This is a genomic window from Acinetobacter kyonggiensis, assembly GCF_900107285.1.
Taxonomy (GTDB): domain Bacteria; phylum Pseudomonadota; class Gammaproteobacteria; order Pseudomonadales; family Moraxellaceae; genus Acinetobacter; species Acinetobacter kyonggiensis.
The window spans coordinates 1-4816 of sequence record NZ_FNPK01000056.1 but is presented as its reverse complement, the minus strand read 5'-3'; the positions used below and the strand labels follow the sequence as shown (position 1 = coordinate 4816).

Below are 4816 nucleotides of genomic sequence, written 5' to 3'. Positions count from 1 at the left end.
GCATGTAGTTTTTTTAGATCGATGGGTGGTTCTGTTGGAGCTTTTGATTGATCGAAAGCTTGCGAGGAAGCTGAAATCAGTTGATTTTTCCAGTCGATAATTTGGTTTTGATGAACATCAAATTCAGCACTCAATTCAGCAAGTGTTTTTTCTGCTTTAATCGCAGCAAGTGCTACCTTAGCTTTAAAATCATTTGAATGATTTCTTCTTGGTCTACGTGCCATAAAATACTCCATATATTGATGTTTATAACATCATTTGGGGAGCAAAATATCACTTATAAGTGTTGTTCAAATTTCCTGATCCACCTCTGTATCGATGTCTCTAAATTTAGGCTATTTGATCAGTACCTTTATTTTCGCAGCAGTATTTATAGCTTTGCTATTCTTTCAAATCCGCTCTAAATTTTACCGTCCTTATTTGTATTGGTTTACCATCATCGCCAGTACGACCGTAGGTACGACACTGGCTGATTTGATCGATCGATCTTTGGGGATTGGTTATATCGGCGGAAGTAGCCTATTGCTCGGTTTGGTCTGCTTGTCTTTATTCAGCTGGTATAAGGTTGAAGGCAGTATTTCACCGCATACGGTGAATTATCCACGGGCAGAAATTTTCTATTGGTTAACCATTACCTTTTCCCAAACCTTAGGGACGGCTTTAGGAGATTGGTCAGCAGACACCATGGGGCTGGGTTATAGCGGTGGAATTATCCTTTTCGTCGGTCTTATTCTCATGATTTTGGCCCTGTACAAATTCACTCATGTTTCAAGAACCTTACTGTTTTGGAGTGCATTTGTTTTAACCCGCCCTTTGGGGGCTGTGGTGGGGGATTTCCTGGATAAACCGATCGCTTCGGGTGGTTTGGATTTAAGTCGCTTTACTGCTTCAGCTGTCATTTTGATTGCGATTCTAGTGTGTATTCACTTTAGCAATAAAACGACTGCAAAAAAGGCCTAAATATATAAAGTCGTATTGATATCGAAACATTGATTGGATCTGTGCGCTGACAAAATATGACAGTAAGCCCTGCTAAAAATGCTTTCAACGAGGAAATTTTTTCGCCATGATTCCATTGATTCAAGCCAATCAGCAATTGTTCATCTTGAGCATCCTTGTATTTTCACTGGTTATTCTTTTGTGGGTATTACAGTACTGGATTATTCAGCATGGCAAGCAATTATTTGATTCAGTTGTGCAGTATGGGGGAACGTTTAAACAGCAGGTGGGAAAAAGCAATTTATTCATTCGAATAAAATACAAGTACCCCCGTTTTTTTGGTTTTTTGTCGAAAAGATTTCAGCTCCAGCATTTTTATGGCTTACCTCTGACGCTTTTATTTTTAGCCATGGGCTATATTTTAGCTTTGTTTACCGGACTTGTTGAAGATGTGGTTACTTCAGACTCCATCGTGACAATGGATTATTTTGTTTCCCAACAGATGAATATGCTGCATCAACCCAGCGTAGTGGATTTTTTTATTTTCATCACCAGTTTTGGTTCTACAGCAATTTCTTGTTTGATTGTGATTTTAGTCGGTGTGATCTGCTGGATCATTCGCCAACCCTATATATTAATAGGGTTGCTGGTCTCCACTATAGGAAGTTCTATATTTACCTTCCTGAGTAAACTCTTATTTCATCGCGTGCGACCAGCAGATGCTTTACTGCTGGAGCAATCCTACTCATTCCCTAGTGGACATGCCACCATTGCTATTGCCTTATATGGATTTCTTGCTTACCTGGCTATTCGTTTTAGCCCAAATTTTATCAGACAAGTCCGTATATTTTTTACGATGTTTCTTTTTGCTGTACTTTTAGGCCTAAGTAGAATTGTCTTAAATGAGCATTACTTAAGTGATGTGCTGGGTGGTTTTTTGGTAGGAACATTATGGTTAATTGTCAGTATTAGTCTGACAGAATGGTTAAGTGCCAGAGGAAAAATTATTTGGCAAATACCTGGGTCAGCTATGCAGACTTATACAGTAAGCCTAAGCATTATTTTGGTTCTGCTTGCTGCGCTAATCTATGCAGAAGTCTATCAATTTCCATTGTTGGCTTAAGTAAAATCAACTTTTAAGATCTTTTAGTGGACAAGTAAAATAATTGACCAAATAATAAAAATAATGAGAAGTGCTGAAAATTGTGCCGTACTTCTCATATCTTTTGCCTTTTTGGAATGCATGTTTTTCAAGCGAAATACGATCTAAAACAGCTTCAATCGCAGAATTGAATAATTCCACAATTACAGCCAGTAAACAGACAGCCACCATCAGTGCCCGTTCTATAGAAGAAACAGCAATAAAAAAGCTCATAGGAATTAGAATAAGATCAATTAATACGATTTGACGAAAAGCTGCCTATTTTTAGACGCTGTTTTAGATCCTAAAAATGAATAGCCAGTGGCTACTAGAATCCGTTTTAAAATTTTTTTGCCTTTTAATCACGGTTTTTGAAATTAGCCAATAATAATCTCTACAGATGAAATAAATTTATTATAATCATCCTGATAACAAAAAGGATATACCTTGTGCGCCATTCTTATCATATTGAAAAACATTACATCGAACGTGCGGGATGGTTGCGTGCAGCTGTGCTGGGGGCAAATGACGGGATTATTTCAGTCACAAGTCTCGTGGTGGGAATCGCAGCCAGTGGAGCATCTACCCATACTGTACTGGTGACCTGTATCGCCGGATTAATATCTGGAGCTGCATCGATGGCTGCAGGTGAATACATCTCCGTTAAATCGCAACAAGACATTGAAAAGAATGATCTGCAGATGGAAGAACGTGAACTGCAACGCCATCCTGAACATGAATTAAATGAGCTAAAAAATATTTACATACAGCGTGGATTACAACCCGCTTTAGCGCAAGAAGTCGCGCAACAACTGACTGCACACAATGCTTTAGATGCACATGCGCGTGATGAAATTGGTATTTCAGATCATACTTCTGCCCAGCCGTTTCGTGCTGCCTTCTCTTCAGCCATTGCATTTACTGTAGGCTCATTATTTCCTTTAATTTCAATTATGCTTCTGCCTGAGCGATACTTAGAGAAAGGCGTCATGCTGATTGGGGTATTAAGTCTCGGAATTATGGGTGCCTTGGCCAGTTATGCGGGCGGCGCCAGTATTTGGAGAGGTTCGATTCGGGTAATGATTTGGGGTATTATTGCCATGTTATTCAGTGCTTGGATTGGATCATTATTTAATGTTGCGGTGGCATAAGATCCTTTTTTGTATAATCCAAATATTCCCACTCCATGAGGAGTATAGATAATAAGTCTATAGAAATACCTGACCTATCTGACATGCTTTATATCAATAAAGCATGTTGTTCTAGGTGAACAATATGCCTATTTTCTATAGTTATAGATCTAAATCATTTCATTTTTTTAAAAAGCATACTTTTTAATACATTATCTTTGAAAATAAAATGGTGGATTAATGCAGCACAAGCATGTAAACCTACGACTGTAATAAAGAAGTTACCTAAAAATTGATGCATCTGACCAATATATTTAACCTCTCTAACACTGCTCAAAAGTGGCAAATTTAAAGAGAATACTTGGAAGTTATCAGTGAAACTCGATAATGCAAGCCAGCCCGCTATTGGAACGACACATAAACTTACGTAAAGCGTAAATCTGACAATTTTAAATAATTTTATTTGATACGGATTAATGATCTCATTTTGAGGAATACTTCTTTTATAGAGAAAAACAACACTCAACCGCACGAAAAATAGAATAAATATTGAAATTCCACCTATAACATGAATCTGGCCCTGCAAACCTGTTCTTGTTGGATCTCCACTCGTCAAATATACAATTACAACTAAAACAAAGGTAATCCAGTGCATTATTATCATAGGTTTAGGATAATTATTGTTCATATTTTTTTCCTGAATTTTAAATATTTATATAAAACTGAACCGATGAAAAAAGAATAGATAAAATTTATCTAGTAAAGTAGTCGTAGCCCAAGTTGGCTGCAGATCATCTCCCAACTTGAAGATCTTTTGTAATTTCAACATACCTCATTTCTAGCCTATACATGGTACTACTATAATCTTAAAAATAACTTGCCAGACGCTTAGAAACTTTGGGCACGAAGGTTTATTTTTAATAGGCAGCTTATAAATGTTATTTCAGACATTGGATTGGGGAAAGCCTGCAAATGCAGGCTTGGTCTTATTTTTGTACTGGACCGATAGTATTAAAAAAATACACATCATAATTGCGATAATGTAAAACTTGAACATTCGCATAATGAGGGGTAAAGGAGTTGCTGCGAGCCAGCACGACAAGGGCTTGTCCAGCTTTGATCTGTTGATCAAGCATGGAGTCGGACCAAAGGTATTGCCTACGTTCGGGTTCAAAAATCAGGCCATCCTTGAGTTGTTCTGAACTACTGTCCTGGCTGGCATTCTCCCAGTCATCCACCAAATAAACAGGTTTTTGTAGATTGAGAAGGAATGGAACATCATAAAAATAGTTGTGATAAAACACAATTGGCATATTTGCCTTAATATTTTTCTGGAAAGAAACCTGATTCGCATTATTTTGCACATCAAGAATTCTGACCCCAAGACTCACGCTCATACAGAGCATTATTGCCATACTGAACATCAGTGAAAAATAGGAAATTCGCTGTTTGAGATAATAAAAAATGAGCAGAATACTGAATATAAGAATTCCAGCTCCCAAGCTATAGAGGGCACTGTTGCAAATAGAGATTTGAGTCGATGATGTTCCCTTTAAAAAGTACTTAGAGACCGAAAACCCTGTTGATTAGACACACTTCACCCTGA

5 protein-coding genes and 2 pseudogenes are annotated in these 4816 nt (G+C 37.6%); 3 read left to right on the top strand and 4 right to left on the bottom strand.

The features are described from left to right. Positions 1–236: transposase (locus tag BLV99_RS17780; RefSeq protein WP_131725231.1), on the bottom strand; the 236-nt coding region annotated here is incomplete at its 3' end. 73 nt (positions 237–309) lie between these two features. Here BLV99_RS17780 and BLV99_RS17775 point away from each other — a divergent pair. Beyond that, positions 310–960, top strand: a pseudogene (locus BLV99_RS17775) (COG4705 family protein); the annotation flags it as partial. 106 nt (positions 961–1066) lie between these two features. After that, positions 1067–2062: a phosphatase PAP2 family protein gene (locus BLV99_RS17770; protein WP_004827121.1), complete on the top strand. Its 996-nt coding sequence runs from the start codon at positions 1067–1069 to the stop codon at positions 2060–2062. Between the two features lie 23 nt (positions 2063–2085). On the opposite strand, the pseudogene BLV99_RS17765 reads toward BLV99_RS17770, so the two are convergent. Further along, a pseudogene (locus tag BLV99_RS17765) lies at positions 2086–2427 on the bottom strand (diacylglycerol kinase). A 102-nt stretch (positions 2428–2529) separates the two neighbouring features. Between BLV99_RS17765 and BLV99_RS17760 the strand changes: the two are divergent. After that, positions 2530–3231 carry a VIT1/CCC1 transporter family protein gene (locus BLV99_RS17760; protein ID WP_004761016.1) on the top strand — a complete coding sequence of 234 codons (702 nt, stop codon included), beginning with the start codon at positions 2530–2532 and terminating at the stop codon, positions 3229–3231. A 154-nt stretch (positions 3232–3385) separates the two neighbouring features. On the opposite strand, the gene BLV99_RS17755 is transcribed toward BLV99_RS17760, so the two are convergent. Continuing rightward, positions 3386–3898, bottom strand: coding sequence for a cytochrome b (locus BLV99_RS17755; protein ID WP_004761014.1), 513 nt, complete (start codon positions 3896–3898; stop codon positions 3386–3388). Positions 3899–4196: 298 nt separating this feature from the next. Then, positions 4197–4625 carry a hypothetical protein gene (locus BLV99_RS17750; RefSeq protein ID WP_034708183.1) on the bottom strand — a complete coding sequence of 143 codons (429 nt, stop codon included), beginning with the start codon at positions 4623–4625 and terminating at the stop codon, positions 4197–4199. Positions 4626–4816 lie beyond the last annotated feature (191 nt).